Annotated in this window: 15 protein-coding genes; 10 read left to right on the top strand and 5 right to left on the bottom strand. The window is 73.8% G+C overall.

Annotated features, from left to right (window positions below):
- The first annotated feature begins 101 nt into the window (after nucleotides 1-101).
- The gene (locus tag OG406_RS35460; protein ID WP_266853369.1) at nucleotides 102-1,112 is read left to right on the top strand and encodes a MerR family transcriptional regulator; all 1,011 of its coding nucleotides are present in this window, start codon (nucleotides 102-104) and stop codon (nucleotides 1,110-1,112) included.
- A gap of 56 nt (nucleotides 1,113-1,168) precedes the next feature.
- Here OG406_RS35460 and OG406_RS35465 read toward each other — a convergent pair whose 3' ends face one another.
- The 3 genes from OG406_RS35465 to OG406_RS35475 form a co-directional block, all read right to left on the bottom strand.
- The gene (locus tag OG406_RS35465; RefSeq protein WP_267052484.1) at nucleotides 1,169-1,906 is read right to left on the bottom strand and encodes a DUF4142 domain-containing protein; all 738 of its coding nucleotides are present in this window, start codon (nucleotides 1,904-1,906) and stop codon (nucleotides 1,169-1,171) included.
- A 301-nt stretch (nucleotides 1,907-2,207) separates the two neighbouring features.
- On the bottom strand, nucleotides 2,208-3,584 hold the full coding sequence (locus OG406_RS35470; RefSeq protein WP_267052485.1) for a cryptochrome/photolyase family protein: 1,377 nt from the start codon (nucleotides 3,582-3,584) through the stop codon (nucleotides 2,208-2,210).
- A 76-nt stretch (nucleotides 3,585-3,660) separates the two neighbouring features.
- On the bottom strand, nucleotides 3,661-5,190 hold the full coding sequence (locus OG406_RS35475) for an SDR family oxidoreductase (protein WP_267052486.1): 1,530 nt from the start codon (nucleotides 5,188-5,190) through the stop codon (nucleotides 3,661-3,663).
- Nucleotides 5,191-5,339: 149 nt separating this feature from the next.
- Here OG406_RS35475 and OG406_RS35480 point away from each other — a divergent pair, with 149 nt between their 5' ends.
- The 3 genes from OG406_RS35480 to OG406_RS35490 all read left to right on the top strand — a co-directional run bounded on the left by OG406_RS35480 (nucleotide 5,340) and on the right by OG406_RS35490 (nucleotide 8,521).
- Nucleotides 5,340-5,861: a MarR family winged helix-turn-helix transcriptional regulator gene (locus OG406_RS35480; protein ID WP_267052487.1), complete on the top strand. Its 522-nt coding sequence runs from the start codon at nucleotides 5,340-5,342 to the stop codon at nucleotides 5,859-5,861.
- A gap of 194 nt (nucleotides 5,862-6,055) precedes the next feature.
- A complete protein-coding gene (locus tag OG406_RS35485) occupies nucleotides 6,056-8,173 on the top strand; it encodes an MMPL family transporter (RefSeq protein ID WP_267052488.1) in 2,118 nt (705 codons plus the stop codon).
- Nucleotides 8,174-8,353: 180 nt separating this feature from the next.
- Nucleotides 8,354-8,521 carry a hypothetical protein gene (locus OG406_RS35490; protein ID WP_203660872.1) on the top strand — a complete coding sequence of 56 codons (168 nt, stop codon included), beginning with the start codon at nucleotides 8,354-8,356 and terminating at the stop codon, nucleotides 8,519-8,521.
- Between the two features lie 26 nt (nucleotides 8,522-8,547).
- Here the strand turns inward: OG406_RS35490 and OG406_RS35495 are convergent, their stop codons facing one another.
- Nucleotides 8,548-10,530: a hypothetical protein gene (locus OG406_RS35495; RefSeq protein WP_329189788.1), complete on the bottom strand. Its 1,983-nt coding sequence runs from the start codon at nucleotides 10,528-10,530 to the stop codon at nucleotides 8,548-8,550.
- A 402-nt stretch (nucleotides 10,531-10,932) separates the two neighbouring features.
- Between OG406_RS35495 and OG406_RS39500 the strand changes: the two genes are divergently transcribed.
- The 4 genes from OG406_RS39500 to OG406_RS35510 all read left to right on the top strand — a co-directional run bounded on the left by OG406_RS39500 (nucleotide 10,933) and on the right by OG406_RS35510 (nucleotide 14,250).
- Nucleotides 10,933-11,010, top strand: a complete 78-nt coding sequence (locus OG406_RS39500; protein WP_351486924.1) for a putative leader peptide — start codon at nucleotides 10,933-10,935, stop codon at nucleotides 11,008-11,010.
- Between the two features lie 289 nt (nucleotides 11,011-11,299).
- Nucleotides 11,300-11,854 (top strand): NADPH-dependent FMN reductase, encoded by a 555-nt coding sequence (ssuE, locus tag OG406_RS35500; protein WP_164373621.1) that lies wholly within the window; start codon nucleotides 11,300-11,302, stop codon nucleotides 11,852-11,854.
- Nucleotides 11,851-13,044 (top strand): SfnB family sulfur acquisition oxidoreductase, encoded by a 1,194-nt coding sequence (locus OG406_RS35505; RefSeq protein ID WP_329189791.1) that lies wholly within the window; start codon nucleotides 11,851-11,853, stop codon nucleotides 13,042-13,044. Before ssuE ends, OG406_RS35505 begins: the two co-directional genes overlap by 4 nt.
- Nucleotides 13,045-13,107: 63 nt before the next feature.
- On the top strand, nucleotides 13,108-14,250 hold the full coding sequence (locus OG406_RS35510; RefSeq protein WP_267052491.1) for an LLM class flavin-dependent oxidoreductase: 1,143 nt from the start codon (nucleotides 13,108-13,110) through the stop codon (nucleotides 14,248-14,250).
- 75 nt (nucleotides 14,251-14,325) lie between these two features.
- Here the strand turns inward: OG406_RS35510 and OG406_RS35515 are convergent, their stop codons facing one another.
- A complete protein-coding gene (locus tag OG406_RS35515; RefSeq protein WP_267052492.1) occupies nucleotides 14,326-15,381 on the bottom strand; it encodes an acyl-CoA dehydrogenase family protein in 1,056 nt (351 codons plus the stop codon).
- Nucleotides 15,382-15,484: 103 nt separating this feature from the next.
- On the opposite strand from OG406_RS35515, the gene OG406_RS35520 reads away from it, so the two are divergent.
- Together OG406_RS35520 and OG406_RS35525 are read left to right on the top strand one after the other, a co-directional pair.
- A complete protein-coding gene (locus tag OG406_RS35520) occupies nucleotides 15,485-15,841 on the top strand; it encodes a YciI family protein (RefSeq protein WP_329189794.1) in 357 nt (118 codons plus the stop codon).
- A complete protein-coding gene (locus OG406_RS35525) occupies nucleotides 15,838-17,037 on the top strand; it encodes an RNA polymerase sigma factor (protein ID WP_329189795.1) in 1,200 nt (399 codons plus the stop codon). Before OG406_RS35520 ends, OG406_RS35525 begins: the two co-directional genes overlap by 4 nt.
- The last annotated feature ends 49 nt before the right edge of the window (nucleotides 17,038-17,086 follow it).

Consider the following 17,086-nt stretch of genomic DNA (forward strand, 5'->3'; position numbering starts at 1 on the left):
TCGCTCCGGGCACCTCCTGCTCCGGGCCCCGACACCCCATCGTGTGAACCGTTGGACAGAAGCGACAACTCGCATCGTTTCTGCGTCGTATAGTCGGCCGTATGGGTGAGAGCCGGTCGGATCAGGAACGGGGAGCGGGCGCCGTGTCCGCCGACGCGGGCGTCACCACGGGCGCGCTGGCGCGCCGGCTCGGCGTGTCACCCACCACCCTGCGCTCCTGGGACCGCCGCTACGGCGTGGGACCCGCGGTCCGCTCCGACGGACGGCACCGCCGCTGGACACCGCAGGACGTCGCGATGCTGGAGGAGATGTGCCGGCTGACCTCCGCCGGCGTGCCGCCCGCCGAGGCGGCCAGGGCCGCGAAGGAGGGTGCCGACCCGACTCCGGCCGAGGCGAAGCCGCCGACGGACGAGTACCGGCCCCGCTCGAAGGCGGCCGGCCCGCTGCCGCTCGGTGACGCCCGGCAGGAGTGCAAAGGGCTGGCGCGCGCTGCCGTACGCCTCGACGCGCCCTCCGTGGACGACCAGCTGACCGCGCTCGTCGAGCGGCACGGCGTGGTCGTCGGCTGGGAGGAGGTGATGGTGCCGACCCTGCACGCGGTCGGACGCAAGTGGGAGTCCGCCGGCGACCGTTACGTCGAGGTGGAGCACCTGCTGTCCTGGCACATCTCCCGGGTGCTGCACCGCGCGACCGGCCCGTCGGGCCCGACGGACCCGCCCGGTCCGGACAGGTCCGCGGCCGGACCGGTCGTGCTGGCGTGCGTCCCCGGTGAGCAGCACTGTCTGCCGCTGGAGGCACTCCACGCCGGACTGGTCGAACAGGGCCTGCCCACCCGGATGTTCGGTCCGGCGGTGCCCCCGGAGGCGTTGACCGCCGCCGTACGCAGGCTGGGCCCGCTGGCCGTCGTGCTGTGGTCGCAGACGCGCTCCACCGCCGACCGCCCACTGGCCCGGCACATCGCAGCCACCAGCTGGGGCGTCAAGGGCGCCCGCCGCAACCCCGTCGTCCTCCTGGGCGGGCCCGGCTGGGCCGGGCGGCAGGAGCAGGGGATGCTCCGGCCCCCGGGACTGCGTGACGCGCTCACCACGCTGGCGAGTCTGGCCGCGGGCTGAGCCCGCCGGTCACCGGCGCGTGCGAGGTCCCCAAGGGCGCCCGCGCACGCCTCGATTCATCCCACCGTCGGCGTCGGCGACGGCTTCGCCCCGCCCGAGGACCCGCCCGGCGGAGGTGTCAGCACGACCGTCGGCTCGCCGGGCTGCGGCGGGGGAGGCGTCAGGTTGTTCTTCGGCAGCTTCGGGTCGGTCGTCTCCTGGACGATCACCTGCTCGAAGTTCACCAGACCGGTCTTCTCCATCACCGTGATGTGGTCCAGCACCGTGGAGTTGGCCTGGTTGGCGAGCTGGCGCACCAGCGTGTTCTCGGTCGTGGCGCGGACCTTCGCGATGACCGAGAAGATCTGACCGTGCGTCACCCGCAGGATGTTGGCGAGGTCGCTGTCGAACTTCTTGCCGCTGTCCCCGCTCAACGTCGCGACGAATCCCTGTTGTTGGGGCGACGGCTTGTTGGGCAGCGTGATGCCCAGCTGCTGGGCGATCCTGCGACAGGCCGCGTCGAGCCCCGCGTGGCCCGCGACGAGATGCCGGCCCGCCGTGCGCACCGACGGAATGGTCCCTTTCTCCAGGGCCAGTTGACCCACGGGATACTCCCACAGGCCGGCCGCGCGCACCTTGACGACGAAGTCGCGGTCGGCCTCGGTCAGCGGACCCGACGGCGGGTTCGCGATGATCCGTGTCGAGGCGCTGGACGTGGTCTGCACGCCCAGCATGGCCGGGTAGGCGAGCGCGGCGAGGGTCAGGGTCAACGCGCCGGTCACGAAGAGTGTTCCCGCGTTCCGGGCGATGCGCATGGAGCCTCCTGGCGGCCGGGGCGGCGTCCGGAGCGGCGTGCTCCGGCCCGCCGCGCGATGGATCCGGTGCTGACGGATCCGGTACGAGTGGTTCGGACGCCCACCAGTACGGCCGCACACCCGGCAGAAATCTCTACGGAGAGTAAAGGATCCCCGGCCCCTGCGCGCCCCGCCGTCATGCCGCCCCGGGGCCGACCGCGCGCCGCACGCGTGTCGTCCGGCGCGTCGTCCGGTGGGCACCCGCTCGCGACCGGGGCCGGGTCCGCGCGTCGACGCCGCGAGGAGCCGACGGCCCGGGCCCTCAGTCCGTCAGGCCGCGGCCTTCCCTGAACCGGGCCAGCCCCTCGGGCAGTTCGACGATCGGGTCCGGATAGTCGAAGGCCGCCCGGTCCAGGCCCTGGAGCTTCCACGGCTCGTGCACGGCACGCCCCTCCAGGCCCGCCAACTCCGGCACCCAGCGCCGCACGTAGTCGCCGTCCGGGTCGTAGCGCTTGGCCTGGGTCACCGGGTTCAGCACGCGGTTGGGCCGGCTGTCCGTGCCCGTGCCCGCCATCCACTGCCAGTTGAGCTGGTTGTTGGCGACGTCACCGTCCACCAGCAGACTCAGGAAGTGCCGGGCGCCGATACGCCAGTCCACGTACAGCGTCTTGACGAGAAAGCTCGCGGTGAGCAGCCTGGCCCGGTTGTGCATCCAGCCCTCCTGGCGCAGTTGGCGCATCCCCGCGTCCACCACCGGATATCCGGTGCGGCCCTCCCGCCACGCCTCGATGTCGTCGTGCGCCGCGTCCTCCGAACGCCAACGGTCGTGCTTGGTGCGGTAGTCGGTGGCCGACGCGTCGGGCCGTACGGCCAGCACCTGGTGGTGGAAGTCGCGCCAGGCGAGCTGCCGTACGAACGCCTCGGCGCCCGGGCCGCCCGCCGCGGCCGACCGATGCACCAGCTCGACCGGCGAGAGGGCGCCGAAGTGGACGAAGGGGGAGAGCCGGGATGTCGCGTCGCCGGGCATGTCGTCGTGACGGTCCTCGTAGGCCCCGATCCCGTTCCGCAGCCAGGCCGAGACGCGCTTCCTGCCCTCCGTCTCCCCACCGGCCGCGAGCGAGGGGGACACTCCGGACACGCCGGAGCGGGCCGGGATCTCCTCCGAGCCGACGCCGTCCGGCACCCGGACGTCCCGGGGAGCGGCGACCGCGTCCCGGAGCGGCTGCCGCGCCCACTGCCGGTGGTACGGCGTGAAGACGGCGAAGTGGTCCGAGGACGCCGGAGTGACCGCGCCGGGCGCGACCGCGGTGATCACCGTCTCGTGGACGTGCAGACGGCAGCCCTCGGCCTCCAGCGCCGCACGCAGCCGTTCCTCCCGGCGGTGCGCGTAGCCGCTGACGCCCGCCGCCATGTGCACCTCGTCCGCGTCGGCCTCGGCGACCACCTTGCACACCTCGGCCACCACGTCACCGGAGCGCACCACCAGCCGTCCGCCGCGCTCGCGCAGCCCCGCGTCCAGATCGGTCAGGCAGTCGGCGAGGAACGCCATCCGGTTGGGGGCGGTGAACCCGGCGTCCGCCACGGCCTCGTCACGCACGAACAGCGGTACCACCGCGTCGGAACCGTCGAGCGCCGCCCGCAGCGGCGGGTGGTCGTGCAGGCGCAGGTCCGAGGTGAACAGGACGATCGAGAGGGTCATGGCGTTGCTCCGGTGCAGGGCTGCGAGGGGACGGCGTCGATCTGCTTCTGCTCGGCCGGCTCCGCCGGATGCGTGCTCAGCGGGTGAAGGCGGGTTCCTTCACCCCCCTGGGCGCGTTCTTGGCGGCGGCCTTGGCGATGTTGCGGGCCATGCCGCCGAACACGACGGAGTGGAAGGGCGAGACGCTCCACCAGTACAGGTGGCCGAGCAGACCGTGCGGATGGAACAGGGCCCGCTGCCGGTAGCGGGTGCGCCCGGCGTCGTCCTTCTCCGCGTACATCTCCAGCCAGGCGAGGCCCGGCAGCCTCATCTCGGCGCGCAGCCGCAGCAGATGGCCGGGCTCGATCTCCTCGACCCGCCAGAAGTCGAGCGAGTCGCCCACCCGCAGCCGGTTCGCGTCCCGGCGGCCGCGGCGCAGGCCCACCCCGCCCACGGCCCGGTCGAGCCAGCCGCGCACGGCCCAGGCGAGCGGGAAGGAGTACCAGCCGTTGTCACCGCCGATGCCCTCGATCACCCGCCACAGTGCCTCCGGCGAGGCGTCGACGGTCATCTCCCTGCGGTCGGTGTACAGACTGCCGCCGGCCCAGTCCGGGTCGGTGGGCAGCGGGTCGCTGGACGTGCCGGGGTAGGAGGCCGACGACCAGCGCGTGGTGACCTGCGCGTCCCGTACCCGCTGGAGTGCGAGGGCCACCGACGCGTCGAAGCCGATCGGCCGGCCGGGCGGATCGGGCACGTAGCGGGCGATGTCGTGCTCGTGGCACACGACCTCGTGGCGCAGCGACTCGGTGAGCGGCTTCGCGATGGACGCGGGCACCGGGGTGACCAGGCCGACCCAGTGGCTGGACAGCCGCGGAGTGAGCACCGGTACCGGGAAGATGAGCCTGCGGGGCAACCGGGCGATCGTCGCGTACCGGCGCATCATCTCCAGGTACGTCAGGACGTCGGGGCCCCCGATGTCGAACGCGCGGTTGACCTCGGCGGGCATCGTGGCGCTGCCGACCAGGGTGCGCAGCACGTCGCGCACGCCCATCGGCTGGATCCGGGTGCTGACCCAGCTCGGCGTCACCATCACCGGCAGCCGCTCGGTGAGGTAGCGCAGCATCTCGAACGAGACGGAGCCGGAGCCGATGATCACCGCGGCGCGCAGCACCGTGGTCGGGACACCCGAGTTCAGCAGGATGCGGCCGACCTCCGCGCGCGACCTGAGGTGCGGTGACAGTTCCTCCTCCGGCACGCCCACAGGGGTGAGGCCGCCCAGGTAGACGATGCGCCGGACGCCCGCCGCCTTGGCCTGCTCGCCGAAGATCCGGGCCGCTCGGCGGTCGGTCTCCTCGAAGTCGCGGCCCGAGCCGAGCGCGTGCACGAGGTAGTAGGCGACGTCGATCTCCCGCATCGCGTCGCCGACGGACTCGGCGTCCGTGACGTCCCCGCGCACCACCTCGGCCTCGCCCGCCCAGGGGTAGTCGCGGAGCTTGTCGGGGGAGCGGGCCAGACAGCGCACCTGGTGCCCTTCGGCCAGCAGCTCCGGGACCAGCCGTCCGCCGATGTAGCCGGTGGCACCGGTCACCAGACACCGCAGTCCGGTGCGGGTGTCGTCCTCGCTCATGGATCCTCCGTCGCTCGCCGCCGTCGCCCTGTCCGTTCCCCCCTCCTGATCCCTTCCACGCGGACCCCGCCCCCGGATGCGCCGGACGGGCCCTCCCGGCAGGGGCGGCCGTACGAGGGACGCACCGCCGGCCTCTATAGGCTGACCATGTGCCCAGACCAGACGACTCCGACGACCGGACGGGTGAGCCGGACCCCGCCGGGGGACCGCAGGGCGAGCGCGCGGCGCCGGCGGACCTCCAGGCCTTCGCCGTGCAGCTCCGCCGGATGAACGGCGAGGTCAACCGCGTCGTGCACGGCTTCGCCGGCGAACACGGACTGCACGCCACGGACGTCCAGGCGCTCGCCGCGATCCTCGACGCCCCCGAACCGCTCACGCCCGGCCGGCTCAGGGAGCACCTCGGGCTCACCTCGGGTGCCGTCACGGCGTGCCTGGACCGGCTCGAACGGGCGGGCCACATCCGGCGCGTCAGGGAGAGCGCGGACCGCAGAGTGGTCCACCTGCACTGGGTCCCCGACGCCAAGTCGGCCGCCCGCGCCCACTTCCGGCCGCTCGCCGAGGTCACCGCGAGCGTCCGGTCGGGCTTCAGCGAGGACGAACTGTCGGTGGTCCTGCGGTTCCTGACGGCCATGAACGAACAGCTCTCCGGCGTGCGGTCCCCCGGGCGCTGACGCCGGCCGGGCCGGTCACGCCGACGGGTGGGAACTGCCGGACGCCCGCCGCATCCGGACGGGCGCCGTCCCCGGAAGCACAGCCGTGGTCTACGATCTGGCCCCGAGATAGCTCAATGATTGAGATTGTTTGTCGTTGAGATACCTGGACACCTGTACGCCGACCGCCGTGCTGCCGTGACACCTGGAGAACGATGTCCATCACCCCACGACGGGCCCTGTGGCTGATCCCCGTCGTCCTGCTCGTCGCCTGGCTCGGAATCGGAGGCACCCTCGGCCCCTACGCCGGGAAGCTGGGCGAGGTCGCCACCAACGACCAGGCCGCCTTCCTGCCGCGCAGCGCCGAGTCCACCAAGGTGGTCTCCGAGCAGCGGGCCTTCCAGCAGGACGAGACCCTGCCCGCGATCGTCGTGTGGACGGTGGACGGCGCGGGGTCGGTCCGGGGCGAGCGCCAGGCCGCCGCCACCCGCGCGCTCGCCTCCCTCGCCGGCACGCCCGGCGTCGTCGGCCAGGTGTCTCCCGCGCTGCCGTCGGGCGACGGCAAGGCGCTGGAGGGCGTCGTCCAGCTCCGGCCGGATCTCGGCGACAAACTGCCCGACACCCTCGACCGCGTCCGGACCGCCACCGACCGCGTCCCGGGAACGACGGCACGCATCGCCGGGCCCGCCGCCAGCCAGGCCGACCTCTCCGACGCCTTCGCCGGCATCGACGGCCTGCTGCTCGGCGTGGCCCTCGCGACCGTGCTGGTCATCCTGCTGCTCGTGTACCGCAGCGTGCTGCTGCCGTTCGTCATCATCCTCGGCGCGGTGTTCGCGCTCGGTCTGGCGTGCGCCGTCGTCTACGTCCTCGCCGACCACGACGTCGTCCGGGTCGACGGTCAGGTGCAGGGCATCCTCTCCATCCTCGTGATCGGCGCGGCGACCGACTACGCGCTCCTGTTCACCGCCCGCTTCCGCGAGGAACTGGCCCTGCACGACGACCGGTTCACCGCCGTCCGGGCGGCGTTGCGGCAGTCGTGGGGCGCGATCGTCGCGAGCGCGGGGACGGTCGCCCTCGGCCTGCTGGCCCTGCTGCTCAGCGACCTGACGAACAACCGGGCGCTCGGCCCGGTCGGCGCCATCGGCGTCGTCTGCGCCGTGCTCAGCACCCTCACCTTCCTGCCGGCCGTCCTGGTCCTCCTCGGCCGCGCCGCCTACTGGCCGGCCCGTCCCCGCCCGACCGGGGACGCCGGGGCGGGCAGCGGAGTCTGGCGCCGGGTCGCCGACCTGGTGGACCGCGCACCCCGCAAGGTCTGGGCGATCGCCCTCGCGGGCCTCCTCGCCTGCGCGGCCTTCGCCCCCACCCTCACCGCGAAGGGCGTTCCCCTCGACGAGATCTTCGTCGACGACGCGCCGTCCGTCTCCGCCCAGCGGACGCTCTCGGAGCACTTCCCCGGCGGCTCGGGGAACCCCGCCGTGATCATCGCCGGCGCGGACCGCCTCTCCCAGGTGATCACCGCGGCGCGCGGCACGGACGGCGTCGCCTCGGCCGCCGCGGTGACGGAGTCCGGACGGCCCGGCGGGGGAGACCCCAAGGTCGTCGACGGCCGGGTGCGGGTCGACGTCACCCTGCGGGCCGCCGCCGACAGCGACGCGGCCAAGAGCACCGTCGCCCGGCTGCGGGACGCCGTCCACGCCGTTCCGGACGCCGACGCGCTCGTGGGCGGATACACGGCCCAGCAGTACGACACCCGGCAGACCGCCGAACGGGACCGCACCCTCATCGTGCCCGTGGTCCTCGCCATCATCCTGGTGATTCTGGCGGGCCTGCTGCGCTCCCTGCTGATGCCGCTCCTGCTGGTGGCCACGGTGGCGCTCAACTTCGCCGCGACACTGGGTATTTCGTCGCTCGTGTTCCGGCACGTCTTCGGGTTCAGCGGCACCGACGCCTCCGTACCGCTGTACGGCTTCGTGTTCCTCGTCGCCCTCGGTGTGGACTACAACATCTTCCTGATGTCCCGGGTCCGCGAGGAGTCGCTGCGGCACGGAGTGCGCCAGGGAGTGCTGCGCGGGCTCGTCGCCACCGGTGGGGTGATCACCTCGGCGGGTGTCGTCCTCGCCGCGACCTTCGCGGCCCTCGGCGTCATCCCGCTGGCCTTCCTCGTGCAGATCGCCTTCATCGTCGCGTTCGGCGTCCTGCTCGACACCCTGGTGGTGCGCTCGCTGCTGGTGCCCGCGCTCGTCCGCGACATCGGCCGCCGTGCGTGGTGGCCGGGGACGCTGAGCCGCGAACCGGCGCCGGTGCCCGACCAGGGCGAGCACGTCCGGGTGTGACCCGGGCCCGCCCCGCGCCGACCGCGCGGGGCGGGCAGATCCCGTGTTCGACCGAGCATCTGATCGACGTCCGCCTCCGGCGGTGAACAGACATGACATGTCTCGGAGAAACGCGGGCAAGCGCATTCCACGGGACCCGTCGCTCCGGGTCCGAGGTCAGAGGTGGAGGTGCCTGCCGCTATGGGGACAAAGGTGCTGGAACGATTTCCCGCGGGGGCTCCTCGCGGATCGTGGTCGGCTGAGGAGTACGCGGCCCGGCGCCGCACCGAAGGACTGCCGGCGACGGTCGTGATGGACCTGAACTCGGACGCCTTCCTCGTGGTCGTCCCGCTCGGGGAAGAGGACTGAACCCCGCCGCGCGGGGCCGGGCCTGGTCAACGGCTCGCCCCGTCACCGACCGGCGTCAGTGAGGAGCCGTTCTCCAGACGGGCGGTCAGGCCGGGACGCGCGCCCTCCGGAGCCCGCACCGCGAGCGTGCGGCCGTCCTGCCGGGCCCTGACCGCACCGGTCACCTCGATCCCGGTGACGGCCCGGCTGCCCGCGGCGAGCAGGTACCAGTGACCCGCGCTCGAACGCCAGTGGGCGTCCGCCACCACGTGCTGGCCGAACCGGCTGCAGGCCGCGGTGGACCGGGCCCGCGCGACCTCCCGGGCCGGAGCGGACGGTGAGGACGACGGCAGCCGCAGCAGCACCCGCACGTCCCCGGGACCGCGCCAGGTGCCGGCCCGCGCACAGGCCCACACCGCGTGCCCGCCGTTCTCCGGCAGATCCTGCTCGGCGAAGTCCCAGGCGTTGACCTCGCGGACCCCGCTGCCCCGCAGCTTCTCCAGCCCGCACGCCATGTGCGCCCATGCGATCAGCGCCGGGGTGCCCGTCGCCTCCCGGGGCTGACGCGCCGGAGGCGTTCCGTGACCGGGCAGCGGTGTGTACGTCAGATGCACGGGCGACAGCTCGCCCAGGTCGGTCAGCAGGAACGCGTGCTTCTCCACGATGCGCTCGGAGGACCGCAGTTGGAGCACCGGCCGCCGGTCGCAGGCCGCGCCCCCCGACGGGGCGGACAGAGGCTCGGTCACCCCGTCCCGAGCGACGTCCACCGGGCGGGCGGGGGAGTCGGGACGCATCAGGTCGCGGGTCTGCGCCTCGGCGATCCAGGGAGCCAGCAGGAACCGGGTCCCCCGTGGACCGCGCCCGACGACCAGGGCGGCGGCCGTCGTCACGTCCGCGTCGTCGGTCCGCGCGAGAGCCAGCGTGTCGCGCCCGCGGCCTTCGACGGGCTCGCTGTACCGCACCACCCGCTGTCCGTCGTGCAGCAGCACCACGGCGTCGCCGTCCACGTTCCCCGCGTACAGGAGCCGGGGTGCCTGTGGCGGCGGGTCCATGGACGTGGTCGCCGTCGTCGAGACCCGCACGGCCCGGCCGGGCCGGCCCCAGGCCGACAACGCCCGGCGCAGCAGATCCTGGTCGTCGGCGCGCGCCCCGCGGGCGGGCCACGCGGTGAAGTCCACCCGGGAGGTGTCGGCCCAGGAGTCCGACGGCGTACGGACGAGGTCCGCCGGGCCGGGCAGCGACACGCCCGCCGGGACGCGCCCGCCGGACGACGGGCCGGAGCCGGGCAGCGAGACCACCAGCAGCACCCCGGAGAGCACGACGACGGACAGGGCGCCCCACAGGACGCGGAAGCGGCGCCGGCGGCGGAGCAGGTCGGTGGGAGCGGTCTGCACGGTGCAGGCGTCGAACTCCCGCGACCTGAGCAGCGTCCGCGCGGCCTTGCCGGCCGTGTCACCGAGCCGTGCGGCGGACCGCAGGGCTCCCTCGGGATCGGCGACACCGGCGGCCCGCAGCAGGGTCCGGATCGCCGATTCGGTCCGTCCGTCCACGCTGCGCAGGACGAAGGCGGCCCGCCCGGCGGCCGTCGAGCCCGACAGGGCCTGGCCCAGCGCGATCTCCTCCGCACCGCCCGCGCGGGGGAACAGCCGCAGCCCCCACACGACCGGCAGAGCGGGGAGCAGCGTGCGGGGCGGCGGCAGACGGCGGGGCCAGCCGCGCGGTGAACGCCCGTACGCGATCGCCGAGCGCAGGACCGCGGCGCGCAGCCGGTCGTTCTCCGCGACGGACCGGCGGGCCGTGCCGCGGGGCGTCGGCACGTGCGGCCCGGGGAACCGTTCCCGGGGACCCGGCAGCGAGCGCTGCACCAGCGAGTGGGCGACGAGGATGCGGCGATGTCTGTTCAGCGAGGGAGGCAGCGTCAGGTACGCGAGGCGCACCAGGTCGCTGTAGTCCTCGACGAGGGCGGTCTCGGCCCGGTCGAGTGCTGTCCTGCCGCGGAGGACCGCACGCGGTAGCGAGGGGATGGGCATGGAACGAATGCCTTCCGAAGGAGCTGACGTCGTGTCACGCCGCTCCGTCAAACGAGTGACTCTTCGGATGGTCACAGGACGGCGGTCCGGAGCCGGTGTCCGGACCTGCTCCCGGAGGGATGCCGGAGCCTCAGGCCGGGAGGCCGGGCAGGGCGGTCGACGACCGGTCCGAGGGGGGAGGCGCCGACGGGGAGAGCAGTGAGGGGGAGCCGCCCTCCGGTATCGCCGGCGACCCCCGTGACGCGACGCGGCCCGTCCCGTCCCGTCGTCCGGGTCGGCGCAGCTCACGCGGCATGGCGGCCGGACGGCTCGTGGTCCCCGCGGAACCGGTCCGCGATGCGAGACCTGCCCGCCGTTCCTTGACTGCCCCGAGCGGAGGCTGCGACGATCGGCGTCATGATGATGCGACTGGACCTCACGCGGCGACGCCATGTCGACCTTGCGCGTGTCTCCAGCTCCTTCTGTCGTCGCGACGTCTGACGGTCCCGACAGCAGGATCCCCTTCGCACGGACCGTCCTCCCCGCGCCGGCCCTCCCTCCGCGCCCCGGGACATCCCCTGCCCGTCCCCGCCGTGCCCCGACCGTCCTTCCGCCGAACTCCCCGGCCCTTCCTCCAGCATGCCCCGGTCACGCCGGACCGGTGGCCCAACGATGCGGCCGGACAACGGAGTTCGCCGTCCGTCCGGCGGCGCACGCACGGCCCGTGCCCGCCCCCTGCCCGTCGCTCCCGGTCGCCCGCCACCGCGAACTCCCCTTGGAATGAGGACCCATGGCCACCGTCCTGTCCGTCTCCGGCAGTCCCTCCGCCTCGTCCCGCACCGCCAAGCTCCTGCGTCACCTCGACGCCCGCCTCACCGCACAGGGGCACGAGGTGATCCCCCTCGACGTCCGCACGATCCCGGCCGAGGCCCTGCTCGGAGCGGACTTCCGGCACCCCGCCGTCGTGGAGGCGGCCGCGCTGTTCGACCGTGCCGACGGCGTGGTCATCGGCACCCCCGTCTACAAGGCCGCCTACTCCGGCGTCCTCAAGGCCCTGCTCGACCTCCTGCCGCAGTACGCCCTCGCCGGCAAGACTGTCCTGCCGCTGGTCACCGGCGGCAGCACGGCCCACGTGCTCGCCCTGGACTACGCGCTGCGCCCGGTCCTCAACTCCATGGGCGCGACCCACATCGTCCAGGGCTGGTTCACGCTCGACAAGGACATCACCACGGCACCGGACGGGACCGTCACCGTGGCGCCCGGCACCGCCGAGGCGCTGGCGCAGGTGGTGGACCAGTTCTCGGTGGCCCTCGGCCGCACCCCGCTGCTCGCCGCGGCCGGATGACGTCCGTGACCGCCCACGTGATCGCCGACGACGCCGAAGCCCTCGCCGTCGCCGCGGGACTCGCGGAGGCGTTCCGGACCGAAGCCCCGCTGCGCGACGCCGAACGGCGCCTGCCGTACGCCGAGTTGGAACAGCTCTCCGCCTCCGGTCTGCTCGGCGTCACCGTGCCCGCGGACCACGGCGGAGCGGACGTCCGGCAGGAGACCCTCGCCGAGGTCTTCCGGCTGCTGGCCTCGGCCGACGCCAGCCTCGCCCAGATCCCGCAGAACCACTTCGTGTACGTGAACGTGCTGCGCCGGCAGGGCACCACCGAGCAGCGGAAGTTCTTCTTCGGCGAGGTCCTGGAGGGCCGGCGCTTCGGCAACGCGCAGTCCGAGGCCGGTACCCGGCACGTCCAGGACATCCGCACGCGGCTGCTGCCGCTCCCGGACGGCTCCCACGAACTGACCGGCGTCAAGCACTACTCGACCGGAGCGCTGTTCGCCGACTGGATCCCCGTGCTGGCCCGCGCCGAGGACGGCAACCTGTACGTCGCCTACGTCCCCCGGGACGCCGACGGGCTCACCGTCGTCGACGACTGGGACGGCATGGGGCAGCGCACCACGGCCAGCGGCACCGTCCGCCTCGACGCCGTGACCGTCCCCGCCGACCGCGTGGTGCCCCACCACCTCACCTTCCAGGGGCCGCAACTGCACGGCGCGGTAGCCCAGTTGCTGCACGCGGCCATCGACGCGGGGATCGCCGGGGGCGCCCTCGCCGAGGCCGCGGAGTTCGTGCGCACGAAGAGCCGACCGTGGTTCGAGAGCGGCGTCGACACGGCCGCCGAGGACCCGCTGCTCATCCAGCGCTTCGGCGAACTCGATCTCCAGGTAAGGGCGTCGGAGGCACTGCTCGGTGTCGCGGCCCGCGCGGTCGACGCGGCCCGCGACGAGCTGACGGATGCCTCGGCCGCCGAGGCGTCCCTCGCCGTGGCCGCCGCGAAGGCCCACACCACGGCCACCGCCGTCCTGGTGGCCGACGCGCTCTTCGAGGTCGCCGGCACCCGCGCCGCCCTCGACTCCCTCAACCTGCACCGGTACTGGCGCGACGCCCGCACCCACACGCTCCACGACCCCGCCCGCTGGAAGATCCAGCACCTCGGTCGCCACGTCCTGAACGGCACCAGGCCTCCGCGGCACGGCCTGCTCTGACCCGACCCACCCCGCCCCGCGGCACCGCCGCCCGCCCCCCCCCACGATCGGAGAACACCCGCCGTGTCCCTCACCTTCCACTGGTTCCTGCCCACCAACGGAGACAGCCGCCATGTCGTCGGCGGCGGCCACGGCACGCCCGCCACCGTCTCCGGACAGGACCGCCCGCCGACGGTGGCCTATCTCAGCCAGATCGCCCGCGCCGCCGAGGACCTGGGGTTCACCGGCGCCCTCACACCGACCGGGGCCTGGTGCGAGGACGCCTGGCTCACCACCGCGATGGTCAGCCAGAACACGGAGCGCCTGAAGTTCCTCGTGGCGTTCCGGCCGGGCTTCGTGTCGCCCACGCTCGCCGCGCAGATGGCCTCCACCTACCAGCGCCAGACCGGCGGACGGCTGCTGCTGAACGTGGTCACCGGCGGAGAGAGCCACGAACAGCGTGCCTACGGCGACTTCCTCGACAAGGACGCCCGCTACCGCCGTACCGGCGAGTTCCTCTCGATCGTCCGGGACCTGTGGGACGGCAAGACCGTCGACCTGGCCGGCGAGCACCTCCGCGTCGAGGACGCACGGCTCGCCCGGGTCCCCGACCCCGTGCCCGAGGTCTACTTCGGCGGTTCCTCACCCGCCGCCGGCGAGGTCGCCGCCCGGTACGCGGACGTCTACCTCACCTGGGGCGAACCGCCCGCGCAGGTCGCCGAGAAGATCGCCTGGATCCGCGGGCTCGCCGAACGGGAGGGGCGGACCCTGCGCTTCGGCATCCGCCTGCACGTGATCACCCGCGACACCTCCGAACAGGCGTGGGCGGAGGCGGGACGGCTCCTCGACGGCTTCGACCCCGCGACGGTGAAGTCCGTCCAGGAGGGGCTGGCCCGCAGCGAGTCGGAGGGCCAGCGGCGCATGCTCGCGCTGCACGGCGGCGGCCGCGACGGCCTGGAGATCCACCCCAACCTGTGGGCCGGCATCGGCCTGGTGCGCGGCGGTGCCGGCACCGCCCTGGTCGGCAGCCACGACGAGGTCGCCGACCGCATCGAGGAGTACCACGCCCTGGGCATCGACGAGTTCGTGCTCTCCGGCTACCCGCACCTCGAGGAGGCCTACTGGTTCGGCGAGGGCGTACTGCCCCGCCTCGCCGCGCGGGGCCGCTGGCACCATCCGTTCGCGACCGGCCCGGCCCCGTCCGCACAGGTGCCCTTCACGAGCTGAGCCCATCGGGACAACCGGCAGAACAGGTCGAGCCGGCAGCACAGGTCGAGCCGGGAGCACCGGGGGCCCGGGCGATCAGGGCGTTCCCAGCGCGTCGAGGTGTGCCGTGCGCACCTCGGCCGTCTGCCCCTGCACCAGCAGGAACATCCCCTCGCGTGCCAGCCGCTGTGCGGGGCTGCTTAGGTCCATCGCCCGCCCGCCGCCGGCCACGACCGCCGCCGTGGTCGCCGCCCGCATCACGTCGTACGCCCGTGTCTTGCACACCAGCCGCTCGTCGATCCGTTCCGTCGGCACCGGGTGGTCGGCGAGCGCGTACGCCTGCCGCCGCACCTCCTCCAGACGTGCCCGCAGCACCTCCGCGGTCCCCTTGGCCGCGGGGTCGCCCTCCAGCAGGCCGATCGCCGCCGACGTCACCCCGAACACGGCCGGCGAGGCGTTCGTGTTCTTCGGCCGGTCGCCGGCCGCCCAGGACGCGTACGGGACGCGCAGCGCCACCGCCTCCTCGGGCACCCACAGCCCGTCCAGCTCCAGGGAGACGGTGCGGGACGCGGAGAGCGCGGCGAGCCGCATCGGGGCGGACGCCCGCAGTCCCGGCTGCTCGCGCGCCTCGGTGAACGCGAACAGGGCTTCGTCGGCGTCGGTCACCCCGGCGAGCAGCATGACGTCGTTGAGCCCCCAGCCCGAGTACCAGGGGACCGTCCCGTGGAAGCGCAGGCCACCGCGCTCCGCGGTGACCCGTACCGGCACCCGCGGATGGGCGCGGAGCTGCGCGTACGCCACTCCGGACAGCAGCTCGCCGCGCGCGAGCGGACCGAGCAGCCGCTCCCGTACGGGCAGGCCGAGGTCGGCCTGCGCCAGGGTCGCCACCGGCGTGTGGTGCTGGGTCTGCACGAACCACGTCGAGCAGCACGCCCCGGCCAGGATCTCCGCGGTCTCCCGCACCACAGCGGGAGGCGCCGCCGACCCGCCGTACGCCACGGGGGCGCTCACCCCGAGAAGCCCGGACGCCTTGACCGCCTCGACACTGCTCACGGGCACGCCGTCCTGGTCCACCCGCTCCGCGCGGGGCACCAGCACGTCGGCCGCGAGTCTGCGGGCGGCGGTGACGAGCGGATGCGGTGTGGCGGTCATCGAAGAAATCTCCCGCTGTCGTCGTGGCGTGTGTCGATCCGGCGCCCTCCCGTTCGTGTAGTCAGTGAGACACCGACCGAGTGAGCATCGAGGAGGACACATCATGAAGTACTACCTGCTGAGCGTGATGCAGCCGCAGGGCGAGCCGCCCGCGCCCGAGATCATGCAGGAGATCATGCACAACCTGGAGGTGTTCCACACGGAGCTGCGCGAGGCCGGGGCCTGGGTGTTCGCCGGGGGGCTGAACGGCCCGGAGACCGCGACCGTGCTGCGCGCCCGGGACGGCGACGTGCTGGTCACCGACGGGCCGTACACCGAGAGCAAGGAGTACCTGGGCGGCATCTGTCTGATCAAGGCGCCGGACCTGGACGCGGCGCTCACCTGGGGCCGCAAGGCGACCCTCGCGACCACCCTGCCCATCGAGGTCCGCCCGTTCATGCACGAGGCCGACGACCGATGACCACCGACGCCGCCGGGATCGAGGCCGTCTTCCGCGCCGAGTACGGCCGGGCGGTCTCCGTCCTCATCCGCCTCCTCGGGGACATCGACCTCGCCGAGGAGGCGGTCCAGGACGCCTTCACCACGGCGGTCGCGAAGTGGCCGGAGACCGGCACACCGCCGAGCCCGGCCGGCTGGATCATCACCACCGCGCGCAACCGCGCCGTCGACCGGCTCCGCCGCGAGTCCTCACGAGAGGCCCGGCACGCCGAGGCGGTCCGGCTGCACGCACCGGACGAACCCGCGGAGGAGGGTCCCGTGCGCGACGACCGGCTCCGTCTGATCTTCACCTGCTGCCACCCGGCGCTCGCCCCCCAGGCCCAGGTGGCCCTCACCCTGCGGCTCCTGGGCGGCCTCACCACGCCGCAGATCGCGCGCGCCTTCCTCGTCCCCGAAGCCACGATGGCCCAGCGGATCGTCCGCGCCAAGGCCAAGATCCGCGACGCGGGCATCCCCTACCGCATCCCCCGCGACGCCGACCTTCCGGACCGGGTCGACGGGGTCCTCGCCGTCGTCTACCTCGTCTTCAACGAGGGGTACGGCGGCCGCGCCGACCTCTGCACGGAGGCGGTGCGGCTCGGACGCCTCCTCGTCGAGCTCATGCCGGACGAGCCGGAGGCACTCGGCCTGCTGGCCCTGATGCTGCTCATCGAGGCCCGGCGGCCCGCCCGCACGAGCGGCGACGGCGACCTGGTCCTCCTCGCCGACCAGGACCGCTCCCGCTGGGACCGTGGCCTGATCGCCGAGGGACAGGACCTGGTGCGCCGCTGTCTGCGCCGCAACCGGCCCGGGCCCTATCAGATCCAGGCCGCCGTCAACGCCGTGCACAGCGACGCGCCGACCGCGGCCGCCACCGACTGGGACCAGATCCGCCGCCTCTACGACCAGCTCATGGCCCTCGCCCCCAGCCCCGTCGTCGCCCTCAACCGCGCCGTCGCCGTGGCCGAGACCGAGGGACCCGGGACCGCCCTCGCCCTCGTCGAGGACCTCGACCTCGCCGGCTACCCCGCCTTCCACGCCGTACGAGCGGATCTGCTGCGCCGGCTCGGCCGCACCGGCGAGGCCGTCGAGGCGTACGACGCCGCCGTCGCGCTGACCGAGAGCGCGCCGGAGCGCGCGCACCTCGAACGGGTCCGGGCCGCCCTCGCGAAGAGCTGACCGCGGGGGCACGCGTTGACCGGCGGCGCCGCAGCGGGCGCCTCTCGCA

Origin of the sequence: Streptomyces sp. NBC_01428 (assembly GCF_036231965.1) — a bacterium.
Classification (GTDB): domain Bacteria; phylum Actinomycetota; class Actinomycetes; order Streptomycetales; family Streptomycetaceae; genus Streptomyces.

Bases quoted from the DNA above. Each gene is read 5' to 3' on its own strand.
- OG406_RS35465 (WP_267052484.1), bottom strand. From the start codon at position 1,906: ATGCGCATCGCCCGGAACGCGGGAACACTCTTCGTGACCGGCGCGTTG.
- OG406_RS35505 (WP_329189791.1), top strand. From the start codon at position 11,851: ATGACGTCCGTGACCGCCCACGTGATCGCCGACGACGCCGAAGCCCTC.
- OG406_RS35475 (WP_267052486.1), bottom strand. From the start codon at position 5,190: ATGAGCGAGGACGACACCCGCACCGGACTGCGGTGTCTGGTGACCGGT.
- OG406_RS35520 (WP_329189794.1), top strand. From the start codon at position 15,485: ATGAAGTACTACCTGCTGAGCGTGATGCAGCCGCAGGGCGAGCCGCCC.
- OG406_RS35460 (WP_266853369.1), top strand. From the start codon at position 102: ATGGGTGAGAGCCGGTCGGATCAGGAACGGGGAGCGGGCGCCGTGTCC.
- OG406_RS35515 (WP_267052492.1), bottom strand. From the start codon at position 15,381: ATGACCGCCACACCGCATCCGCTCGTCACCGCCGCCCGCAGACTCGCG.
- OG406_RS35470 (WP_267052485.1), bottom strand. From the start codon at position 3,584: ATGACCCTCTCGATCGTCCTGTTCACCTCGGACCTGCGCCTGCACGAC.
- OG406_RS35485 (WP_267052488.1), top strand. From the start codon at position 6,056: ATGTCCATCACCCCACGACGGGCCCTGTGGCTGATCCCCGTCGTCCTG.
- OG406_RS39500 (WP_351486924.1), top strand. From the start codon at position 10,933: ATGCGACTGGACCTCACGCGGCGACGCCATGTCGACCTTGCGCGTGTC.
- OG406_RS35525 (WP_329189795.1), top strand. From the start codon at position 15,838: ATGACCACCGACGCCGCCGGGATCGAGGCCGTCTTCCGCGCCGAGTAC.
- ssuE (WP_164373621.1), top strand. From the start codon at position 11,300: ATGGCCACCGTCCTGTCCGTCTCCGGCAGTCCCTCCGCCTCGTCCCGC.
- OG406_RS35495 (WP_329189788.1), bottom strand. From the start codon at position 10,530: ATGCCCATCCCCTCGCTACCGCGTGCGGTCCTCCGCGGCAGGACAGCA.
- OG406_RS35490 (WP_203660872.1), top strand. From the start codon at position 8,354: ATGGGGACAAAGGTGCTGGAACGATTTCCCGCGGGGGCTCCTCGCGGA.